General features: G+C 70.5%; 13 protein-coding genes. 4 read left to right on the forward strand and 9 right to left on the reverse strand.

Annotated features, from left to right (window positions below):
* Positions 1-31: 31 nt before the first annotated feature.
* The 4 genes from W7U_RS13790 to ffh form a co-directional block, all read right to left on the reverse strand.
* Positions 32-625, reverse strand: a complete 594-nt coding sequence (locus W7U_RS13790) for a TetR/AcrR family transcriptional regulator (protein WP_008258905.1) — start codon at positions 623-625, stop codon at positions 32-34.
* Between the two features lies 1 nt (position 626).
* On the reverse strand, positions 627-2459 hold the full coding sequence (locus tag W7U_RS13795) for an amidohydrolase family protein (RefSeq protein ID WP_008258907.1): 1833 nt from the start codon (positions 2457-2459) through the stop codon (positions 627-629).
* Between the two features lie 103 nt (positions 2460-2562).
* Positions 2563-3645: an amidohydrolase family protein gene (locus W7U_RS13800; protein ID WP_008258908.1), complete on the reverse strand. Its 1083-nt coding sequence runs from the start codon at positions 3643-3645 to the stop codon at positions 2563-2565.
* A gap of 19 nt (positions 3646-3664) precedes the next feature.
* The gene (gene ffh, locus W7U_RS13805) at positions 3665-5221 is read right to left on the reverse strand and encodes a signal recognition particle protein (protein ID WP_008258909.1); all 1557 of its coding nucleotides are present in this window, start codon (positions 5219-5221) and stop codon (positions 3665-3667) included.
* A gap of 139 nt (positions 5222-5360) precedes the next feature.
* Here ffh and W7U_RS13810 point away from each other — a divergent pair, with 139 nt between their 5' ends.
* The 4 genes from W7U_RS13810 to W7U_RS13825 all read left to right on the forward strand — a co-directional run bounded on the left by W7U_RS13810 (position 5361) and on the right by W7U_RS13825 (position 8902).
* Positions 5361-6155 carry an alpha/beta fold hydrolase gene (locus W7U_RS13810; RefSeq protein WP_008258911.1) on the forward strand — a complete coding sequence of 265 codons (795 nt, stop codon included), beginning with the start codon at positions 5361-5363 and terminating at the stop codon, positions 6153-6155.
* A 101-nt stretch (positions 6156-6256) separates the two neighbouring features.
* Positions 6257-8020 carry a DEAD/DEAH box helicase gene (locus W7U_RS13815; RefSeq protein WP_008258913.1) on the forward strand — a complete coding sequence of 588 codons (1764 nt, stop codon included), beginning with the start codon at positions 6257-6259 and terminating at the stop codon, positions 8018-8020.
* A gap of 61 nt (positions 8021-8081) precedes the next feature.
* Positions 8082-8510 carry a DUF6188 family protein gene (locus W7U_RS13820; RefSeq protein WP_008258924.1) on the forward strand — a complete coding sequence of 143 codons (429 nt, stop codon included), beginning with the start codon at positions 8082-8084 and terminating at the stop codon, positions 8508-8510.
* Between the two features lie 23 nt (positions 8511-8533).
* Complete coding sequence (locus W7U_RS13825) at positions 8534-8902, forward strand: VOC family protein (protein WP_036429395.1); 369 nt, start codon at positions 8534-8536, stop codon at positions 8900-8902.
* Positions 8903-8920: 18 nt separating this feature from the next.
* On the opposite strand, the gene W7U_RS13830 is transcribed toward W7U_RS13825, so the two are convergent.
* The 5 genes from W7U_RS13830 to smc form a co-directional block, all read right to left on the reverse strand.
* Positions 8921-11383 carry a [protein-PII] uridylyltransferase gene (locus tag W7U_RS13830; protein WP_081614499.1) on the reverse strand — a complete coding sequence of 821 codons (2463 nt, stop codon included), beginning with the start codon at positions 11381-11383 and terminating at the stop codon, positions 8921-8923.
* A 45-nt stretch (positions 11384-11428) separates the two neighbouring features.
* Positions 11429-11767: a nitrogen regulatory protein P-II gene (gene glnB, locus W7U_RS13835; RefSeq protein ID WP_003878721.1), complete on the reverse strand. Its 339-nt coding sequence runs from the start codon at positions 11765-11767 to the stop codon at positions 11429-11431.
* A complete protein-coding gene (locus W7U_RS13840) occupies positions 11764-13239 on the reverse strand; it encodes an ammonium transporter (RefSeq protein ID WP_020823223.1) in 1476 nt (491 codons plus the stop codon). The genes glnB and W7U_RS13840 overlap by 4 nt, the downstream gene beginning before the upstream one ends.
* A 99-nt stretch (positions 13240-13338) precedes the next feature.
* Positions 13339-14670: a signal recognition particle-docking protein FtsY gene (gene ftsY / locus W7U_RS13845; RefSeq protein WP_008258929.1), complete on the reverse strand. Its 1332-nt coding sequence runs from the start codon at positions 14668-14670 to the stop codon at positions 13339-13341.
* Between the two features lie 62 nt (positions 14671-14732).
* Positions 14733-18323, reverse strand: coding sequence for a chromosome segregation protein SMC (gene smc, locus W7U_RS13850; RefSeq protein ID WP_008258935.1), 3591 nt, complete (start codon positions 18321-18323; stop codon positions 14733-14735).
* Positions 18324-18421: the final 98 nt, after the last annotated feature.

Genomic DNA, 18421 nt, shown 5'->3' on the forward strand with positions numbered 1-18421 from the left:
TGTCGCGTGCTTTCGCGTCTGCTCGCGCAGCTCAATCCGGCAGCGCGGCGGTCAGCAGCGCCATCAGCACCGGGATCCGCTGGGCCGCGATGTCCGGTTGCGGCAGCACGCCTTCCACCACGGCGGCGCCGTCGAACACGTTGGTCATCAGCGCCACGAACACCGGGAAGGTGTCCTCGGGGAAGCGTTCGGCGCCCGGGAGCGCCCGGGCGGCGTCGTGGATCTTCGCCGCATACTGCCCGAGCTCGTGTTGCAAAGTCTCCCTGAGCTTTTCGTCGGTGCGGGCGGCCACCAGCAGTTCATAGATGACGGCGTTGGCCGGACCGCTGGTGATGTCACGCAGGATCCCCAGGGCCGCCTCCAGGGCCGGCCGGTCGGCGGGTATCTCGGCGACCCCCTTGGTGAACGACTCCAGCTGACGGCGCAGCACCTCCGACGCCGTCGCCGCCATGAAGTCGCCCATGGTGTCGAAGTGCCGGAACAGCGCGCCCACCGACACCCCGGCCCGCTTGGTGATCACCGCGGCCGACGCCCGGGCGTAGCCGACCTCGATGATGGTGGCGATGCAGGCGTCAATGAGCCGTCCGACGGTTTCCTCGCGGCGCTGTTGCTGGGTTCTGGCCATGTCACGCGCTCTGGGCCAGGGCGCCCTGTGGTCGGCGGGCGCGCTCGCCGGCCCGCAGGTAGCGGCCCGACGTCACGGTTTGCCCGTAGCCGTCGCGGAATCGGCCCCCGCCGAACACGACGACGCCGCCCACGCCGGTCGCGACGACGGCCTGGTCGTTGCGGTTGACCATGCGGCGCAGGCCGCCGTAGAACGGCACCGCTTCCTCGTGGTAGCGGTCGACGGATTCGTCGAGACCGGCCGGGTCGATGACCACGAAGTCCGCGCGGTCGCCGACCCTGAGCGTGCCGGCGTCGATGCCGAACCACTCGGCCAGTTCGCCGGTGAGCCGGTGCACCGCCTGCTGTATCGACAGGAAGGGCGCCCCGGCCCGGTGCGCGTCCTGGGTGCGCTTGAGCATGCGCAGTGCAAAGTTGTAGAACGCCATGTTGCGCAGGTGCGCGCCGGCGTCGGAGAAACCCATGTGGATGCTGGGGTCGGCGGCGAGCTTGTCGAGCTGCTTGGGCCGGTGGTTGGCCACGATGGTGGTCCACCGGACGTTGCGCTCGCCGTTTTCGACGAGCACGTCGAGGAACGCGTCCAGTGGGTGCAGGCCACGCTCGTCGGCGATCGCACCGAAACTCTTGCCGATCAACGACGCATCGGGGCATTCGACGATGACCGCGTCGTGAAAGTCGCGGTGCCACAGCGACGGCCCGAGCTTGATGCGGTCGAACTCGCGGCGGAACCGACGACGATAGGCCTCGTCGGCCAGAAGTTCGTTGCGCTGCAACTGATCCCGCAGGTGCAGCGCTGCGGTGCCCGCCCCGAACTCCTCGAACACCGGCAGATCGATTCCGTCGGAATACAATTCGAACGGCACCGGCAGGTGCTGGAACCGCACGGCCGAGCGCAGCAGGGTGTTGAGCACCCGGGTGCCGAGCCCGAACGTGTGCACGGCGAGCGGCATCGACTTGGCGTCCGCGGAGACCAGCATGCTCATCCGGACTCCCTTGCCGCGCCCGAAGATTCGGCTGCTGGTCAAGAAGAACATCAGCGACAGGATCGGGTTCTGAAGATTCGGTGCGCTCTGCAGGATCCGGCCGCGCTTGCGCAGGACTTTGATGAGTTTGCGCCGTTCCCGCCAGGTCGCGAAGGTGGACGGCAGCGCGCGGGACCGGAAACGTTCGCCGTCGAGTTTGTCGATGGCCGCGTCCATCCCGGACATGCCGAGCAGCCCGGCGTCCAGCGCCTCGTCGAGCAGCGCCGCCATCTTTTTCAGCTCGTCGTCGGTGGGCCGAATCGTCGGGTCGGTGGCCCGTTCCAGTCCGAGCACCGCGGTGCGCAGGTCCGAATGACCAAGCAGCGAACCGACATTGGGGCCCAGCGGCAGGGCGTCGATCGCCTTGACGTATTCCGCCGCCGTCGACCACGTCCGGCCCGAACTCAGCGCGCCGAAGACGTATTCGCGCGGAACCGCCTCCACTCGGCTGAACAGATCGGCGGCGTCCTCGGAATCGGCATAGACGGTCGACAACGAGCAGTTGCCCAGCAGCACGGTGGTGACACCGTGGCGCACCGACTCGCGCAGGCCGGGGTCCAGCAGCACTTCGGCGTCGTAGTGGGTGTGCACGTCGAGGAAGCCGGGCACGACCCATTTGCCGGCCGCCTCGATCACCTCGGGGCAACCGGTCTCGTCCAGCGCCTCGGCCGAGACGGCGACCACGACACCGTCGCGGATGCCCAGTGTGCGGGTGAGCGGCGCGGCGCCGGTGCCGTCGAACCACAATCCGTCGCGAATGATCACGTCGTAGGCCATGGCGTCCTTCCGGTCATCGTTGCCGAACGCTAACATAGATAGCAAGCACTCGCAATCTTTCTTCGGCGCAGCGTGGCGGTGCCCGGAAGCGCTGGTTAGTCTGCGTCACCGAGCGGCCGCGGCGACCGCGACGCGCCGGCTACGCCGGTGAACGGAAGATCTTGCCGCGCAACATGATCAGATCGGGATTGTTCAGCACGGCGGGCCCCGACCGCGGGTCGCGGGCGAAGCACAGCAGGTCCGCCGAGGCGCCGTGGTCGAGGCCGGGGCGGCCGAGCCAGCGGCGCGCGTCCCAGCAGGCCGCCCCCAGCGCCTGCGTCGGGCTCATGCCGATGCCCTTGAGCGCTTCGACCTCGTCGGCGATGCGACCGTGCGCGACCATGGTGCCGGCGTCACTTCCGGCATATATCTGCACGCCGGCTTCCCGCGCCGCGGCGATACGCGACGGGCCGCGCGCGTGCAGGTCGCGCATGTGGGCGGCGTAGGCCGGATACTTCGCGGCGGCCTCGGCGATGCCGGGGAAATTCTCGAGGACGTTGACCAGCGTGGGAACCAGCACGGTGCCGCGGGAGGCCATCAGCTCGATGGTGTCGTCGTCCAGGCCGGTGCCGTGTTCGATGCAGTCAATGCCGGCGTTGATCAGGCCGGGCAGCGCGTCCTCGCTGAAGACGTGCGCGGTGACCCGGGCGCCGTGGGCGTGGGCGGCCTCGATCGCGGCCGCCAGGACGTCGTCGGACCACAGTGGCGCGAGGTCGCCGGCGCCGCGGTCGATCCAGTCGCCGACGAGCTTGATCCAGCCGTCGCCGCGGCGCGCCTCCTCGGCGACCGCGTCCGGCAGCTGCCACTCGTCCTCCAGTTCGCGCGAGAACCCCGCCGCGTAGCGCTTGGGTCTGGCCAGATGCCTGCCGGCGCGGATGATGCGGGGCATGTCGTCGCGGTCGTCGAGGCTGCGCGTGTCGGTGGGCGATCCGCAGTCCCGCAACAACAACGCCCCGACGTCGCGTTCCGTCTCGGCCTGGGCGATCGCCTCGTCGAGCGGGATCTCGCCGTGATGGCCCAGGCCGACGTGGCAGTGGGCGTCCACCAGCCCGGGCACGATCCATCCGCCGTCGAAGACGGTGTCGGCGCCGGCGACCGGTTCGGTGCTGATGCGGCCGTCGACGATCCACAGTTGGATCTCGGTCTCGTCGGGCAGTCCCACGCCCCGCACGTGCAGCCGCACGGCGGCTAGTTTCTTCCGGTCACGACTTGCCCGGGAACTTCAGCTTGGACAGATCGAAGTCGGCCAGCCCGGGCGGCAGCTCGTTGAGACCCTCGGGCATCTGCGACAGGTCGGGGAACCCGGCCGGCATCCCGGCGGCCAGGGGGTTTCTCGCCTTGGGTGGCGTCGGGCCCCGCCCCCCCTTCTTCCCCTTCTTGCCCGCCTTGCCCTTGGCGCCCTTGGCCTTTCGCGTCGCGGACTTGCGGCCCATCCCCGGGATGCCCATGCCGCCGAGCATGGACGACATCATCTTGCGGGCCTCGAAGAAGCGGTCGACCAGCTGGTTGACCTCCGACACCGAGACGCCCGAACCGTTGGCGATGCGCAGCCGCCGCGAGGCGTTGATGATCTTCGGATCGGCGCGCTCGGCGGGCGTCATGCCGCGGATGATGGCCTGCAGGCGGTCGAGTTGGCGGTCGTCGACCTGGGCCAGCGCGTCCTTCATCTGCCCGGCCCCGGGCAGCATGCCCAGCAGGTTGCCGATCGGGCCCATCTTGCGGATGGCGAGCATCTGTTCCAGGAAGTCCTCGAGCGTGAGCTCGCCGGTGCCGATCTTGACCGCGGCGGCCTCGGCCTGTTCGGCGTCGAAGACCTGCTCGGCCTGCTCGATCAGGCTCAACACGTCGCCCATGCCCAGGATGCGGCTGGACATCCGGTCGGGATGGAAGACGTCGAAGTCCTCCAGCTTTTCGCCGGTGGAGGCGAAAAGGATTGGGACACCGGTCACTTCGCGGACCGAGAGCGCCGCGCCACCGCGGGCGTCGCCGTCGAGCTTGGTGAGCACCACCCCGGTGAAGCCGACGCCCTCGCGGAACGCCTCGGCGGTGGTGACGGCGTCCTGACCGATCATCGCGTCCAGGACGAACAGGACCTCGTCGGGATTGATGGCGTCGCGGATGGCCGCGGCCTGCGCCATCAGTTCGTCGTCGATGCCCAGCCGGCCGGCGGTGTCGACGATGACGACGTCGAAGTGCTTGGCGTTGGCCTCGGCGATCCCCGCCGCGGCGACCGCGACCGGGTCGCCGGGTCCGGACCCCGGGGATTCGCCCGGGTGCGGCGCGAACACCGGCACCCCGGCCCGCTCGCCGACCACCTGCAGCTGGTTGACCGCGGCCGGGCGCTGCAAGTCGCACGCCACCAGCAGCGGCGTGTGGCCCTGCCCGCGCAGCCAGGCCGCTAGCTTGCCGGCCAGCGACGTCTTACCGGAACCCTGCAGGCCGGCGAGCATCACCACGGTCGGCGGCGTCTTCGCGAACGCCAGCTGGCGGGTCTGTCCGCCCAGGATGCCGATGAGTTCCTCGTTGACGATCTTGACGACCTGCTGCGCCGGGTTGAGGGCACCCGACACCTCGGCGCCCTTGGCGCGGTCCTTAATCCGGGTGACGAAGGCGCGCACGACGGGCAACGACACGTCGGCTTCCAGCAGCGCCAGCCGGATCTCGCGGGTGGTGGCCTCGATATCGGCGTCGGTCAGTCGACCCTTGCCGCGTAGCCCCGCGAGGGCGCCGGTCAATCGGTCGGACAGCGATTCAAACACCCCGCCAGCCTAGTGGAGCACGTTGGGGCGGACTCGGCGCCGCCCGTCGACGCGACACTGCAACGACGCACACGACACGCCGGTAACGGTGTACGTCGTTTCAGTCTCGCGGGGACGGCGAACGGGTTTGAATGGTCGAATGCTCGAGCTGATCGACAAAGGGTCCTGCACTGCCGAGCACCCGGTGCCCCTGCTCTTCGTCCACGGCGGGTGGCACGGCGCGTGGTGCTGGGAACACTTCCAGGACTTCTTCGCCGGCGCCGGCTACCGCACAGTCGCGGTGAGCCTGCGCGGGCACGGCACCAGCCCCACCGCGAAGCCGTTGCGCAAGGTGTCCATCGCCGACTACATCGAGGACGTCCGCACGGTCGCCGACGACCTCGGTGGCGCGCCGATCCTGATCGGGCACTCCCTGGGCGGGTTCGTGATCCAGCGCTACCTCGAAGAGCGCAGCGCCCCGGCCGCGGTGCTGGTGGGCTCGGTGCCGCCGCAGGGCGTGCTCAAAATGGCGTTGCGCGTCTGGCGCCGCCGGCCGTCGATGACCATGGAAGCCTGGAACGATCCCACGCTGCTGAAATTTTTGGCCACCCCGGCGCTGGCCCGCGAGTACCTCTTCTGTGCCGACACACCCGAGGACATCGTCGAGGCCTGCCGGCAACAGGCCGGGGCCGAGAGCGTGCGCGCCGCCATGACCGATCCGATGGTCCGCCGCGTCCGGACCCGGCGGGTGACGACGCCGATCCTGGTCCTGGGCGCCGAGGACGACGGCTTCGTCAGCCCCGGCGATGTGCGCGCCACCGCGCGGGCCTACGGCACCGAGCCGGAATTCTTTTCCATGGGCCACAACATGATGCTCGAGCCGGGCTGGGCCGACGTCGCCGAACGCATCCGCGACTGGCTGCAGACCCACGAAGCGGTGACCCACGCACGATAGCGAGTCGAGTCGCTCCAACATCGAAAAGCGTTGGCGTGCTAGATTTCACAGCCGCCACTCAACCGAGCTGGCCGTGTCGAACAGCAACGATTGGGGGGCCTGTGTCGATGCCGGCCAGCAGCATCCAAGCGCGGACCGACACCGACCACGGCGACGACAGCGGCACCGCCGTGCTGCGCGGCTGGCAGCGCAGGGCGCTCGTCAAATATCTCGCCGGCCAGCCGCGCGACTTCCTGGCGGTGGCCACCCCCGGGTCCGGCAAGACGACGTTCGCGCTGCGGGTGGCGGCCGAACTCCTCGGCCAGCGCGCGGTCGAGCAGGTCACCGTCGTGGTGCCCACCGAGCACCTCAAGGTGCAGTGGGCGCAGGCCGCGGCGCGGCACGGCATCGCCCTGGACCCGAGATTCTCCAACGCCAACCCGCGGATCGCGCCGGAGTATCACGGCGTCATGGTCACCTACGCGCAGGTCGCCGCGCATCCCACGCTGCACCGGGTCCGCACCGAGCAGCGCAAGACACTGGTCGTCTTCGACGAGATCCATCACGGCGGGGACGCCAAGACCTGGGGCGACGCCATCCGCGAGGCGTTCGACGACGCCACCCGCCGGCTCGCACTGACGGGCACGCCCTTCCGCAGCGACGACAGCCCCATCCCGTTCGTGACCTACGAGGCCGGTCCCGACGGGATACGGCGGTCGCAGGCCGATCACACCTACGGCTACACCGACGCCCTGGCCGACGGCGTGGTCCGGCCCGTGGTCTTCCTCGCCTACTCCGGGGAGGCCCGGTGGCGCGACAGCGCCGGCGAGGAGCACGCCGCCCGACTGGGTGAGCCGCTGTCCGCCGAGCAGACCGCGCGGGCGTGGCGCACGGCGCTGGATCCCGCCGGCGAGTGGATGCCCGCGGTGATCACCGCCGCGGACCTGCGGCTGCGCCAGCTGCGCACGCACGTGCCCGACGCCGGCGGCATGATCATCGCCTCCGATCAGACCGCGGCCCGCGCCTATGCCACCCTGCTGACGAAGCTGACCGGCGAGGCGCCGACGCTGGTGCTCTCCGACGACCCCGGCTCGTCGGCGCGCATCAGCGAGTTCGCGGCGAGCACCAGCCGCTGGCTCGTCGCGGTGCGCATGGTCTCCGAGGGCGTCGACGTGCCGCGGCTGTCGGTCGGGATCTACGCCACCAGCGCCTCGACCCCGCTGTTCTTCGCCCAGGCCATCGGCCGGTTCGTGCGGTCGCGGCGCCCGGGCGAGATCGCCAGCATCTTCGTGCCGTCGGTGCCCAACCTGCTGCAGCTGGCCAGCGAGCTGGAGGCGCAGCGCAACCACGTGCTCGGCGAGCCGCACCGGGAATCCGAGGGCGATCCCCTCGACGGCGATCCCGCAACCAAGACGCAGGACGAGAAGAGCGACCTCGACAAGGGGTTCACCTCGCTGGGCGCCGACGCGGAGCTCGATCAGCTCATCTTCGACGGATCATCGTTCGGCACCGCCGCGCCGGCGGGCAGCGACGAGGAGGCCGACTACCTCGGCATCCCGGGCCTGCTCGACGCCGAGCAGATGCGTGCGCTGCTGCACCAGCGCCAGGACGAACAGCTGCAGCGGCGGGCCCGGCTGCACCAGGAGACCGGATCGCCGGGTGCCGTCGAAACCCCGTCGGCCACGGTGCACGGCCAGCTTCGCGAGCTGCGCCGCGAGCTCAACGCGCTCGTCTCGATCGCCCATCACCGGACGGGCAAGCCGCACGGCTGGATCCACAACGAATTGCGGCGCCGCTGCGGCGGCCCCCCGATCGCCGCCGCGAGCCGCGAACAGCTGCGGGCGCGCATCGACGCCGTCCGCCGGCTCAACGCCGAGACGTCGTGAGCCGGTACGGCATGGCCCACCACGGTTGTGCATGTGCCAAATTGGGGCCAGAGTGGAATCTATGACCGAACAGAAAGTGATCGAGCAGTGGCTCGAGGGCTGTGCGGTTCAGCGGATCATGTTCCGCGACGGTCTGGTGCTGAATTTCGAGGACTACAACGAGCTGGTGATCACGGCACCGATGCGTCTGACCCTGCCGGCCATCGAAACCTCACCCGCCGAAGTGATCGCCATCGACCCGAACCACCCGGCGGGTCAACTGCGTCCGCTCTTCGATTTCGCCGGATCGAGCTGCACGAGTGCCGTCTGGTCCGACACCGGAGATCTCCATCTCGAGTTCTCCGACTATCACCAGATCGACGTGCCGTCCAACGACAACGCCATCGCGTGGGAGCTCTACAGCAAGCACCACGGTTATGCTGCCTGCCTCGCGCACGGCGAATTGCGCGTCGTTCGCCTCGATACGGCTCGGGCCGACGGCGACCGGTGAGCTAGCACGCGCCGAGGTGTTTCATGCGTCGCGTGGACTACGTCATCCACTACGTGGAGTCGCTCACGAGGTCGGTGACGTTCTACCGCGACGTGATCGGGCTGCAGGTACGGATCGAAGGCGACGGCTACGTCGAGTTCGAGACGGCCAACACCAAGTTCTCGCTTTTCGAGCGGTCGAAGCTGCCGGAGCTCATCGGCCGCGAGGGCGGCAACCCGCCGTGCGGCGAGATCGGTTTCCTGGTTGACGACGTGGACAGCGAGGCGGAACGGTTGCGGCACCTCGGTGCCGAGATCCTCACCGGACCGGTGGACCGGCCCTGGCGTGAAAGGACGCTCCACATCGCCGACCCGGACGGCCACGTCATCGAATTCGCCCAGAAGTTGCGGTGATCGCCGGCGTCATCGGGGTTAGTCGCCGACGGGTTCCTCGAGCACCTCGACCGCCGGCCCGCCGAGCGCGGCGAGCAGGCTCTGCTCGACCGCGTCCCGCCCGGCTTGCCCGCCGGAGGCGGCCGTCACGCAAAAGACGTCGGCCGCCGTCGACCCGAACGTGTTGACCTTGGCCCAGACGATGTCGGTTCCGGCCCGCTCCAGCGCCCGGGTCAGCATCGCGAGCAGCCCCAGGCGATCCATGGCGCGGACCTCGACGATCAGCTGGCCGGCGGTGCCCGTATCGACCCACAGGATGCGCGGCGGGGCGGTCGAGCGCGTCACCGGCACCCCGACCTGAACCTCACCGGCCCGCGTGGACGCCGCGCCGGCGGCGTCGCTATCGCGTTTCTCCAGCGTGCCCAGCACGTCGACGTCACCTGCGAGCGCGCCGGTGAACTGCTGGCGCAGCAGGCCCGCCTCCGGCGGCGAACCGAACAGCGGCGACACCACGAATTCGACGACCGCGAAACCCGCGTCGGTGCTGGCCGACGCCGAATGGATGCGCAGCGAGTTCAGCGCCAGCACCGCCGCGGCCTTGGACACGAGCCCCCGCTGATCCGGGGCGGCCATCACCACGTCCAGCCGCTCACCGCCACTGGGCTTGATCTCCACGTGGACCGCGCGTTGAGCGGCCAACGAAAGATATTGGGGTGCAGTCGGTTCGGCCTCCGGAAGCGGCTCCCCCGCCATCACCAGCCGGCAGCGCCGAACCAACTCCTCGATCAGGGACGCCTTCCATTCGCTCCACACCCCCGGCCCGGTGGCCTTGGAGTCGGCTTCGGTGAGCGCATGCAGCACTTCGAGCAGCAGCGGATCGCCGCCGAGCGACTTCGACACGCGCTCAATGGTTTTGGGGTCGTTCAGGTCGCTGCGGGTCGCCACGACCGGCAGCAGCAGGTGGTGGCGGACCAGCTGCGCGAGCGTCTCGGAGTCGGCGGGCGAGATCCCCAGTCGCGGCCCGATATCCAGGGCCAGGCCCGCGCCGAGCACGCTGTGGTCGACGCCGCGGCCCTTGCCGATGTCGTGCAGCAGCGCGCCGAGCGCGAGCAGGTCGGGCCGCGCCACGCGCGTCGCCAGCGGCGCGGCGTTGACGGCCGTCTCGATGACGTGCCGGTCCACCGTCCATTTGTGCGCGACGTCGCGCGGCGGCAGGTCGCGGATCGCGTCCCATTCGGGCAGCAGCCGGCCCCACAGCCCGGTGCGGTCGAGCGCCTCGATGGTGGCCACGGTCGTCGGGCCGGCGGACAGCACAACCAGTAAGTCGTCCAACGCTTCCCGCGGCCAGGGCACCGGCATCTCGGGCGCGCCGGCGGCCAGGCGGCTCAGCGTGGCGGCGCCGATCGGCAACCCGGTGTCGGCGGACGCGGCGGCCACCCGCAGCACCAAGCCCACGTCGGTGTCGGGTCGCGCGTCGCGGGCGAGCACGATCTCTCCGCCGTATTCGACGACGCCCTCGTCGAGGGGGCGGCGCTTGGGCCGGCGCACCAACGCCGAGACGCCGCGGCGCGGCAGGGCGTTCTCGGCGGTGCGCAGCCCCGTCTCGGCGTGGTAGGCGATGGTGCGCCCGGCGTCGGATAGCTTGCGGGCCAAGTCGAATCGGTCACCGATGTGCAGCGCGGCGCTGAGTTCGTCGCCGTATTGGGCCAGCAGCTGATCGCGTCCGCGCCCGGACACGCGGTGCAGCTCGGTGCGCACGTCGAGCAGCGTCAGGTGGGCGTCGTCCAGCGAGCCGCCCGGCGACTCCGGGCGGGCCATGCCGTGGCGGTCGATGAGCTGGGCCACGCCGAGCGCGTCGAGCAACTGCACATCGCGCAGGGCGCCACGGCCCGATTTCAGGTCCGGTTCGGCCCGCTGCGCGATCCGCCCGCAGCGCTCCCAGCGGGCCTGCGTCATCGCGACGAGCTCGTCCATCCGGGAGCGAATTGCGCTGCGCCACTGGCGTCGCGCGCCCGCGATCAGTTCCTCGGACAGCCGCGCGTCGCCGGCGATGTGGCGTGCGTCCAGCATGCCCAGGGCCGCGATCATGTCGGCATTGGCCACACCCAGGGCGCCGGACACGGTCCGCACGCTGTGGTCGAGGCGAACGTTGGCGTCCCACAACGGATACCACAACCCGTCGGCGACCTTGCCCAGCACGTCGTCGGACTTGTTGTCGTGCAACAGCATCAGGTCCAGGTCGGAATATGGCAGCAGCTCGTGGCGGCCCAACCCGCCGATGCCGACGATCGCGAAGCCGCTGTCGTCGTCGATCCCGATCTCGGCGGCCTTGGCCATCAACCATGATTCGTGCAGATCCAGCCAGGCGTGCCGCAGTTCGGCGGCGTGTAGCTTGCTGCCCTCGGACAGCAGTTGGCGCCGCGAGGCGGCCAAATCGACTGCCCCGCCGGCGCTTCCTGTCCCCGCTTGGTGCCCGGGCGGATCGGAGCCGTTCGGGGTCATGCCCTCGCGGCCCGCCCGGGGCGAATCAGCAATTGACGGAATGCGTCATAGCGCATCGGTTCCGCGCTCGCCGGTGCGCACGCGCACAATGGTTTCCACGGGACTGACCCACACTTTGCCGTCGCCGATCTTGCCGGTGCGCGCCGCCCGGACGATGCTGTCCACGACCTTGTCGACGATGGAGTCGTCGACGACGACCTCGATCCGCACCTTGGGCACGAAGTCGACGGAGTATTCGGCACCGCGGTAGACCTCGGTGTGCCCCTTCTGCCGCCCGTAGCCCTGGATTTCGCTGACCGTCATCCCCAGGACGCCCGCGTCCTCGAGACTGGTCTTCACGTCATCGAGCGTGAACGGCTTCACGATCGCGGTGATCAGCTTCATGACTGCTCTGCCTCCACTTTGTCGCCCACTCGGTCCTCCTTCACGCCGTTGCGGGTGTCCGCGACAGCGACCCGGGGCGGGAGCACCGAGCCGGTAGCCACCGCGAAATCGTAACCACTCTCGGCGTGCTCGGCCTCGTCGATACCCGTGGCTTCCGCTTCCGGGTTGAGGCGAAGCCCGATGGTGTACTTCAGGATCAAAGCCAGAATCAGCGTAACCACACCGGAGTAGGCGAGGACGCTGAACGCGCCGATCGCCTGCCGCTCGAGCTGAGCCCAGCCGCCGCCGTAGAACAATCCCTTCGACACCCCGACCACGCCGTTGATCGCCGGGCTTTCCGGGGCGGCGAGCAGGCCCACCAGCAGCGTGCCGGCCAGGCCGCCGACAAGGTGCACCCCGACCACGTCGAGCGAGTCGTCGAAGCCGAGTTTGAATTTCAGGCCGACGGCCAGCGCGCACAGCACCCCGGCGACCAGGCCCACGACCAGCGCGCCCAGGACGTTGACCGACGAGCAGGACGGGGTGATGGCGACCAGGCCCGCGACGATGCCCGACGCGGCCCCCAGCGTCGTCGCCTTGCCGTCGCGGATGCGTTCGGTCAGCATCCAGCCCAGCATCGCGGTGGCCGTCGCGACCGTGGTGGTGACGAACGTCGTCCCGGCGACGCCGTTGGAGCTGGTGGCCGACCCGGCGTTGAACCCGTACCAGCCGAACCACAGCAACCCGGCGCCGAGCATCACGAACGGCAGGTTGTGCGGGCGGAACAACGTGGTGGGCCAGCCGCGCCGCTTCCCCAGCACGATGGCCAGCATCAGGCCCGCCACACCGGAGTTGATGTGGACGGCGGTCCCGCCGGCGAAGTCGATCGCGTGCAGCTTGTTGGCGATCCAGCCGCCGTGCTCGGAGGCGAAGCCGTCGAACGCGAAAACCCAGTGGGCGACCGGGAAGTAGACGAACGTCGCCCACAGGCCGGCGAACACCAGCCAGGCGCCGAATTTCAGGCGGTCGGACACCGCGCCGGAGATCAGCGCGACGGTGATGATCGCGAACATCAGCTGGAACGCCACGAACACCGTGGCGGGCAGGGTGCCGGCGAGCGGAATGTCCGTTGCCGCAGTGCCTTTGCTGGGGTCGGCGGCCACCGCGTTGACGCCGATGAGGCCCTTGAGGCCCCAATAGGACGTCGGCTTGCCCATGAAGTTGCCGACGTCGTCGCCGAAGGCGACCGAATAGCCGTAGAGCACCCACAGCACGGTGACCACGCCCATCGCGCTGATGCTCATCATGAGCATGTTCAGCACGCTTCGGGCGCGCACCATACCGCCGTAGAAGAACGCCAGACCCGGCGTCATCAACAGCACCAGCGCGGAACTGGCCAGCATCCAGGCGGTATCGCCGGTGTTGGGCTGGCCCAGCATCGGGTATGTCACTCGCAATCTCCTCCGGTCGGGCCGCAATGGGACGTCGGACATGCGTCCGATGACCTGCGAGAAGATTGCGCAATGGTTGTTTCGGCGATGGTGCCGTCGTGTTTCGGCGGGATTAACGTCCCGCGCGCCGCTGCGGTGGTGTCAGCCGAGCAGCGCGTCGACGAACGCGGCCGGTTCGAATGGCGCGAGGTCGTCGGGGCCCTCACCGAGCCCGACCAGCTTGACCGGCACGCCGAGCTCCTGCTGGACCCTAAAGACGATGCCGCCCTTGGCCGTTCCGTCCAGCTTGGTCAGGACGGCCCCGGTGATCTCGACGACCTCGGCGAACACCCGGGCCTGGGCCAGGCCGTTCTGCCCGATGGTGGCGTCGAGCACCAGCAGCACCTCGTCGACCGCGGCGCGCCGGGTCACCACGCGCTTGACCTTGTCGAGTTCGTCCATCAGCCCGACCTTGGTGTGCAACCGGCCCGCGGTGTCGATGAGCACGACGTCGACGCCGGCGGCGATGCCCTTGTCGACGGCGTCGAACGCCACCGACGCCGGGTCGGCGCCTTCGGCCCCGCGCACCACCTCGGCGCCCACCCGCGACGCCCAGGTCTGCAGCTGATCGGCGGCCGCGGCCCGGAAGGTGTCGGCGGCGCCCAGGACGACGCGCCGCCCGTCGGCGACCAGGACGCGGGCCAGCTTGCCGACCGTGGTGGTCTTCCCGGTGCCGTTCACGCCGACGACCAGCAGCACCGAGGGATGGTCGGCGTGCGGCAGCGCCCGGATCGACCGGTCCATGCCGGGCTGCAGCTCCTTGATCAGCACGTCGCGCAGCACGGCCTTCGCGTCGGCCTCGGTGCGCACGTCGCTGCCGGCCAGCCGGGCGCGCAACTGGGCGATGACCGATTCGGCGACGACGGGGCCCAGGTCGGCGACGAGCAGCGTGTCCTCGACGTCCTGCCAGGCGTCTTCGTCGAGGTCGCCGCCGCCGATCAGGCCCAGCATGCTGCGGCCGAACGCGGTTTGCGAACGGGCCAGCCGGCCGCGCAGCCGTTCCAGGCGGCCCTCGGGCGGCGCGATCTCCTCGATCTCGGGGGCGGCCGGCGTTTCGGGCGCCGGGGTCTCGGGCGCCGGGGCTTCGGGTTCGGGTGGCGCGGCGGGGATCGGTGGCGGCGCGACGGTCTCCGGTTCGGGGAGGTCGACGTCGGAGATGGTGCGCCGCGGCGCGTCGCGCGGGATGGTGGCGTCGTCGCCCACCCCGGGCAGCCCGGTGGTGTCGAGCCGCTCGGGCGGCGCCACGGTCGGCGTCTGGCTGAACGTGATGCCGGACGACGCGGTGTATCCGCCGGAGCGGTCGATCGCCCCGGGTTCGGCGCGCGTCGAGAAGCTGATCCGCCGCCGGCGGTACCGCAGCAGGCCCAAGACCAGCGCGACCAGGACGACGAGAACTATCAGGACCGCGAGCGCGATCCAAAGACCTTGGGACACGCTGACATTGTTTCAAGCGGTCCGGTGCCGGTCGGTCACCGGGGCGTGCCCCGGCCCGCCGATCAGGTCGTGACCAACTGCTCCACCTGCTGGCCGCGCATCCGCTGGGAGATCACCGCGGTGATGCCGTCGCCCTGCATGGTCACGCCGTAGAGCGCGTCGGCGACCTCCATCGTCGGCTTCTGGTGGGTGATGATGATGAGCTGCGAGCGCGCCCGCAGCAGCTCGAACAGCGAGATCAGGCGCCGCAGGTTGGTGTCGTCGAGGGCGGCCTCCACCTCGTCCATGATGTAGAACGGCGACGGGCGCGCCCGGAAGATCGCCACCAGCATCGCCACCGCCGTGAGCGCCTTCTCGCCACCGGAGAGCAGCGAGAGCCGGGTGACCTTCTTGCCCGGCGGACGGGCCTCCACCTCGATGCCGGTGGTCAGCATGTCGCCCGGATCGGTCAGCCGCAGCCGGCCCTCGCCGCCGGGGAACAGCACGGTGAAGACCTCGGTGAATTCGCGCTCCACGTCGGCGTAGGCCTCGCTGAACACCTGCAGGATGCGGGCGTCGACCTCGTCGACCACCCCGAGCAGGTCCTTGCGGGCGGCCTTGACGTCCTCGAGCTGGGTGGACAGGAAGTTGTAGCGCTCCTCGAGCGCGGCGAACTCCTCCAGCGCCAGCGGGTTGACCCTGCCGAGTTCGGCCAGTTCGCGCTCGGCCCGCTTGGCCCGGCGCTCCTGGGTGGCGCGGTCGTAGGGAATGGGGGCCGGCGCGAAGACCTGCTCGCCGCGCTCCTTGGCCTGCTCGTATTCGGCCATTTCCAGGTCGGTCGGCGGCAGCTCGTTCTGCGGGCCGTACTCGGCGATCAAATCCTCGGGCGCCATGCCGAACTGCTCGAGCACCATCTGCTCGAGCTGCTCGATCCGCAGCGCAGCCTGGGCGTTGGCCACCTCGTCGCGGTGCAGCGAGTCGGTCAGGGCGGCCACCCGGGCGCCCAGCGCGTTCACCTCGTCGCGCACCGCCGCCATCGCCGTCGCGCGCTGCTGGCGTTCGGCGGCCAGGGCGTCGCGGATCTTGGACGCCGAGTCGACGACCCCGTTCAACCGCTGCGCCAGCAGCCGGCCGGAGTCGGCCACCGCCGCGGCCACCGCGGCCGCCCGCAGCCGCGCCTCACGTGCTTGCTGGGCCCGCACCCGGGCTTCGCGTTCGGCGGCGGCCGCGCGGCGCAACGAATCCGCCCGCCCGCGCACCGCGTTCGCGCGCTCCTCGGCGGTGCGCACCGCGAGCCGGGCCTCCACTTCGACGCTGCGCGCGTTCTCGGTGGCGGCGGCGATCTGCTGGCGGTCCACCGGTTCCTCCGCCGGCGCCTGCTGGGTCTCCTGGGCGTTGCGCAGCCGGGTTTCCAGTTCGGTGACTTCGGCGACGGTCTGGGTCCGGCCCGCTTCGAGCTCCTCGCGTTGCCGCAGCAGCCTGCTCCACTCGTCCTCGGACGTGCGGGCTTCCTGGCCGAGCCGGCCGAGCTGTTCGTACATTCCCGAGATGGCGCTGTCGGATTCGTTGAGGGCGGCCAGCGCCTGCTCGGCGGAGTCCTGGCGGGCGGCCTGCTCGGTCAGCGCGCCGGACAGCGCCGCGCTCAGCTGGGCCACCTGGGCCTCCGCGGCGGTCAGCTCGTCGCCGGCCTTGTCGATCTCGGAGGTCACCTCGAGCGTGGACAGCTTGCGATCGGAGCCCCCACTCACCCAGCCGGCGCCCACCAGGTCGCCGTCGAGGGTGACCGCGCGCAACCGGGGATGCTCGGCCACCAGGGCCAGCGCCCGGTCCAGGTCGTCGACCACCGCGACGCCCGAGAGCATCGCCGTGATCGCGCCGCGCAGCCGCTCGGGAGCGTCGATCAGGTCGAGCGCCCACAGCGCGCCCGCCGGGGCGGCCTGCGGGGCGGGGTGATCGGCGGGCCAGTCTCCGAGCACCAGCGCGGCCCGGCCGCCGTCGGCCTGTTTGAGTGCGGCGACCGCGGACCGGGCCGCGCCGAAGCTCTCGGCGGCCAGCGCGTCGGCCGCCGATCCCAGCACCGCGGCCAGCGCCGCCTCGTAGCCGGAGCGGACCTTGACCAGCTTGGCCATCGGACCCAAAAGACCTGTGCCGGAATGGTTTTGGGTAAGCCAGGCGGCGCCGTCCTTGCGTTCGAGGCCGACGGCGAGCGCGTCGATGCGGGCGCGCAGCGAGGCCACCTGGCGTTCGGCGTCCCGCTCGGCGGACTGCAGTTCGGCGACCCGCGCGTCGGCCAACCGCAGCGCGGCCACGGTGCGCTCGTGGTGCTCGTCGAGTCCCATCTCGCCCTGGTCGAGTTCCCCGACGCGACCCTGCACGGTTTCGAATTCGGCCTTGGCCTGCTGGGCGCGGGCGGCGGCGGCTTCGATGCGTTCGGACAGCCGCGCGACGCTGTCGTCGATCGACTCGACACGCGCCCGCATCGTCTCCACCTGACCGGCCAGCCGCGCCAGCCCTTCGCGCCGATCCGCCTCGGCGCGCACCGCCGCCATGTGCGCCCGGTCGGCCTCGGCGGCCTCGCGCTCGCGCTCGGCCAACTCGGCGCGCGCGCCGTCGAGCCGGGTGCGCGCCGCGGCCAACTCCGCCAGCAGCCGCTGCTCGGCGATCGCGACCTGCTCGGCCTCGGCTTCCAAAGCGTCGGGGTCGGTGTCGCCCGCCGCCACCGGCTCCACGTCGAGGTGCTGGGCCCGCTCGCTGGCGATGCGCACCGTGGCGGCCACCCGTTCGGCCAGCGCGGACAGCGCGAACCAGGTGTGCTGCACCGATTCGGCGCGCCCGGAGAGCTCGCCGACGGCGGTCTCGTGCGCGGTGAGCTCCTCGGACGCGACGGCCAGCCGCGCGGAGGCCTCGTCGTGCTCGCGCCGCATGGCGGCCTCGGCCTCGAAGATGGCCTCGCGCTCGCCCTTGCGGTTGACCAGGTCGTCGGCGGCCAGCCGCAGCCGCGCGTCACGCAGGTCGGCCTGGATCGTCTGGGCGCGGCGGGCCACCTCGGCCTGGCGGCCCAACGGTTTGAGCTGGCGGCGCAGCTCGGTGGTCAGGTCGGTGAGCCGGGCCAGGTTCGCCGACATCGCGTCGAGCTTGCGGAGGGCCTTCTCCTTGCGCTTGCGGTGCTTGAGCACGCCCGCGGCTTCCTCGATGAACGCGCGACGGTCCTCGGGCCGCGACTGCAGGATCTCGTCGAGCTTGCCCTGCCCGACGATGACGTGCATCTCCCGGCCGATCCCGGAGTCGCTCAGCAGTTCCTGAACGTCCATCAAACGGCAACTGCTGCCGTTGATTTCGTATTCGCTGGCGCCGTCGCGGAACATCCGCCGGGTGATCGAGACCTCGGAGTACTCGATGGGCAGCGCGTTGTCGGAGTTGTCGATGGTGACGGTGACCTCGGCGCGGCCCAGCGGGGCGCGCGACGAGGTCCCGGCGAAGATGACGTCCTCCATCTTCCCGCCGCGCAGCGTCTTGGCGCCCTGCTCGCCCATGACCCAGGCCAGCGCGTCGACGACGTTGGACTTGCCCGAACCGTTGGGCCCGACCACCGCGGTGATGCCCGGCTCGAAACGCAGAGTCGTCGGCGAGGCAAAGGACTTGAAGCCCTTCAGCGTCAGACTCTTGAGGTACACGGCGAGCCAGACTACCGCTCAAACCATCCCGGACAGGCTCACCGAGGGGTGTCGGCCGGGCCGAAATCTGCCGGCGGCGTCGCGGGGCGACGCACTGG

It is taken from the genome of Mycobacterium sp. H4Y, from assembly GCF_000364405.1.
GTDB lineage: Bacteria > Actinomycetota > Actinomycetes > Mycobacteriales > Mycobacteriaceae > Mycobacterium > Mycobacterium intracellulare.

Excerpts from the sequence above, each read along its gene's own strand:
- W7U_RS13790 (WP_008258905.1), bottom strand. The coding sequence starts at position 625 with ATGGCCAGAACCCAGCAACAGCGCCGCGAGGAAACCGTCGGACGGCTC.
- W7U_RS13795 (WP_008258907.1), bottom strand. The coding sequence starts at position 2,459 with ATGTTAGCGTTCGGCAACGATGACCGGAAGGACGCCATGGCCTACGAC.
- W7U_RS13810 (WP_008258911.1), top strand. The coding sequence starts at position 5,361 with ATGCTCGAGCTGATCGACAAAGGGTCCTGCACTGCCGAGCACCCGGTG.
- W7U_RS13820 (WP_008258924.1), top strand. The coding sequence starts at position 8,082 with ATGACCGAACAGAAAGTGATCGAGCAGTGGCTCGAGGGCTGTGCGGTT.
- W7U_RS13825 (WP_036429395.1), top strand. The coding sequence starts at position 8,534 with ATGCGTCGCGTGGACTACGTCATCCACTACGTGGAGTCGCTCACGAGG.
- W7U_RS13830 (WP_081614499.1), bottom strand. The coding sequence starts at position 11,383 with ATGACCCCGAACGGCTCCGATCCGCCCGGGCACCAAGCGGGGACAGGA.
- glnB (WP_003878721.1), bottom strand. The coding sequence starts at position 11,767 with ATGAAGCTGATCACCGCGATCGTGAAGCCGTTCACGCTCGATGACGTG.
- W7U_RS13840 (WP_020823223.1), bottom strand. The coding sequence starts at position 13,239 with ATGTCCGACGTCCCATTGCGGCCCGACCGGAGGAGATTGCGAGTGACA.